General features: G+C 65.3%; 2 protein-coding genes. One reads left to right on the forward strand and one right to left on the reverse strand.

From position 1 onward, the window contains the following. Positions 1-112: 112 nt before the first annotated feature. Complete coding sequence (locus tag ASC93_RS23535; protein WP_200958391.1) at positions 113-1,570, reverse strand: sodium:solute symporter family protein; 1,458 nt, start codon at positions 1,568-1,570, stop codon at positions 113-115. Between the two features lie 143 nt (positions 1,571-1,713). Between ASC93_RS23535 and ASC93_RS23540 the strand changes: the two genes are divergently transcribed. Then, positions 1,714-3,198 (forward strand): aldehyde dehydrogenase, encoded by a 1,485-nt coding sequence (locus ASC93_RS23540; protein WP_056448297.1) that lies wholly within the window; start codon positions 1,714-1,716, stop codon positions 3,196-3,198. Positions 3,199-3,576: the final 378 nt, after the last annotated feature.

The raw sequence follows: 3,576 nt of genomic DNA on the forward strand, positions 1-3,576 counted from the left end.
CAACGCTATTCTTGCGTTATCACCAGCACGTCGTCCCTGCGCAGGCAGGGACCCAATTTCCTATCCGAAGCCGCACAACAAAAGGCCCCGAACATTCATCGGGGCCTTTCATTTACACGCTCAGCGCCGTCTTGTGCGGCTCATGCCGGTTCTTGAGCACCTGGGGCGCCAGCGACCCGGCGATCATGCCGCCGAACGCCGCCAGCAGGCCCGCCAGCTGGCCCGGGAACAGCTCGCCGAGCGACGACAGCTGTGGGAAGAACACGATCCACGTGGCGATGCCCGCCGTCAGCGACAGGATCGCGCCCTGCGTCGTCGCGCGCTTCCAGTACAGGCCCATGACGAGCGGCACGAACGCGCCGACGAGCGTCACCTGGTAGGCGGACGACACGAGGTCGTAGATCGACGTGCCCTTCATCGCGATCGCGTACGCCAGCACGAGGCAGGCGAACACGACGATGGTGATGCGCATCGCGAGCAGTTGCTGGCGGTCGCTCATGCCGGGACGCAGGTTCTTGAGGATGTTTTCGGTAAAACTCGTCGACGGCGCCAGCAAGGTGGCCGACGACGTGCTCTTGATCGCGGACAGCAGGGCGCCGAAGAACAGGATCTGCATGACCAGCGGCATCTTCGTCATCACGAACGTGGGGAGCACGCGCTGGTAATCGCTCTTCGCCATTTCCATCGCATCATTGCCCATCACGATCACGGCGCACGCGACGACGAACATCGGCACGAAGGCGAAGATGATGTAGCTGGCGCCGCCGATCACGGCGCCGGCGCGGGCGGTGGGCGCGCTCTTGGCCGACATCACGCGCTGGTACACGTCCTGCTGCGGAATCGAACCGAGCATCATCGTCACGGCCGAGCCGACGAAGAAGGCGACGTCGGTGAACTTCGCTTGCGGCAGGAAGTGCCACAGGTTGGCGTTGTGGGCCATGTCGAGGACGGCGCCCGTGCCGCCGGCCAGTTTTGCAGAGAACATCGCGATGATGGACAGGCCGATCACCAGCACGATCATCTGGATGAAGTCGGTGATGGCGACGGCCAGGAAGCCGCCGATCACGACGTAGATCAGCACGGCGAGCGTGCCGACGATCATGCCGGCCGTCTCCGACATCGCGCCGCCCGTCAGCACGGAGAACACGAGGCCCAGCGCCGTGATCTGCGCCGCGACCCAGCCGAGGTAGGACAGGATGATGGCGGCCGAGCAGAACACTTCGATGCCCTTGCCGTAGCGGGCGCGGTAGTAGTCGCCGATCGTCAGCAGGTTCAGCTTGTACAGGCGGGCGGCGAAGAACAGGCCGACGAGGATCAGGCAGGTGCCGGCGCCGAACGGGTCTTCCACCAGCGCGCCCAGGCCGCCCTGCACGAACTTGGCGGGGATGCCCATCACGGTCTCGGCGCCGAACCAGGTGGCGAACGTCGTCGTCACGACCATGATCAGCGGCAGGCTGCGGCCGGCCACGGCGAAGTCGGAGGTGTCCTTGATCCGCGTCCCGGCCCAGACGCCCAGGCCGAGTGTGCCGAGCAGGTAGACCACGACGGATGAAATCAGGATGGGGTTCATGGCAGTGTGTGCTCCGTGCGGCGGCGGAAATAAGAAATGCGGGTGGGAAAAATTCGCGATTATAGCGGCAGAAATCGGCGTTTGGATCGATTTTGTTTGCTAGTATCGGCTCGACAACATCCATGCATCCGGAAGGAGACATTATGGCCACGCAAAGCTGGCATGAACGTTCCAAAATGGTGCACATCGACGGCCGCGCCGTCATCCAGGGCCGGCGCGTCGACGCTGCGTCCGGCGCCCGTTTCGATTGCGTTTCTCCCGTCGACGGTCGCCTGCTGGGCCAGGTCGCGCGCTGCGACGCGGCCGATGTCGATGCGGCGGTCGCCGGCGCCCGCGCCGCGTTCGAGGACGGCCGCTGGGCCGGCAAGGCACCCGCCGAGCGCAAACGCACCTTGATCCGCTTCGCCGACCTGATGCTCGCCCACGAGGACGAGCTGGCCCTGCTGGAAACCCTCGACATGGGCAAGCCCATCCGCTACAGCAAGAGCGTGGACGTGCGCCTGGCCCAGAACTGCATCCGGTGGTATGGCGAGGCGATCGACAAGCTCTACGACCAGGTGGCGCCGAGCCCGCAGGACAGCCTCGCCTTGATCACGCGCGAGCCGGTCGGCGTCGTCGCCGCCATCATCCCCTGGAATTATCCGATGCTGATGGCCGCATGGAAGATCGGTCCGGCCCTGGCAAGCGGCAACAGCGTCGTGCTGAAACCGTCGGAAAAGGCGCCCTTGACCTCGCTGCGGCTGGCCGAGCTGGCGCTGGAGGCCGGCGTGCCGGAAGGCGTGTTCAATGTCCTGCCCGGCTACGGCGACGAGGCGGGCCGCGCGCTCGCGCTGCACATGGACGTCGACTGCATCGGCTTTACGGGTTCCACGCGCGTGGGCAGGCAGATCCTGCAGATGGCGGGCCAGTCGAACCTCAAGCGCGCGTGGACGGAGCTGGGCGGCAAATCCGCCAACATCGTCTGTGCGGACTGTCCCGACCTCGATGCCGCCGTCGCGGGCGCCGTCGGTTCCATCTATTTCAACCAGGGCGAAAGCTGCAACGCGCCGTCGCGCCTGTTCGTCGAGGAATCGATCCGCACGGCGTTCCTCGACAAGGCCCTCGCGCTGCTGCCGCAGTACGCGCCGGGCGATCCGCTCGACGAGGCGACGGTGATGGGCGCGATCGTCGACGCGGTCCAGATGAAGACGGTGCTGGGCTATATCGAGGACGGCAAGGCGGCCGGCGCGCGCCTGCTCGCGGGCGGCAACGCGGCGCGCGCGGAGACGGGCGGCCTGTACATCGAGCCGACGCTGTTCGACGGCGTGGACCCCGCGATGCGCATCGCGCGCGAGGAAATCTTCGGGCCGGTGCTGTCGGTGCTGTCGTTCACGGACCTCGACGAGGCGGTCCGCCAGGCGAATGCGACCCCGTACGGCCTGGCGGCGGCCGTGTGGACGTCCGACATCAGCCGTGCAATCCGCACGTCGCGCAAGCTGCGAGCGGGGACCGTGCACGTGAACCAGTACGACAACGACGACATCACGGTGCCGTTCGGGGGCTATAAACAGTCGGGGAATGGACGCGACAAGTCACTGCATGCGTTCGACAAGTACACGGAGCTCAAGACGACGTGGATTCGCGTTTGAGCGGTGCACGCAAAGACCGGTGCACGCAATAACCGGTACACGCGTGACCCTGCACACGCGGGACCTGCGCACGCTAGACCTGTACACGCTAGACCTGTACACGCGAGACCTGCATACGCAAGGCCGGCACACGCAAGACCGTCGCCCCCGCGGAGGCGGGGGCCCAAGTTCGTTACGCAGCCATGCACACAAAATTAGGTCCCCGCCTGCGCGGGGACGACGTTTTCAGTGGTAGCAAGTTGCTGCGTGCGTTTGGCAAGTACACGCAGCTCAAAGCGGACGTGGATTCAGCTTTGACTGGTACATGCAAAGACCGCACACGCAAGTCGTGAATACGCAAGACCTGCACACGCAAGTCGTGAATACGCAAGACCTGCA

Origin of the sequence: Massilia sp. Root335 (genome assembly GCF_001425685.1) — a bacterium.
GTDB classification, from domain to species: domain Bacteria; phylum Pseudomonadota; class Gammaproteobacteria; order Burkholderiales; family Burkholderiaceae_D; genus Telluria; species Telluria luteola.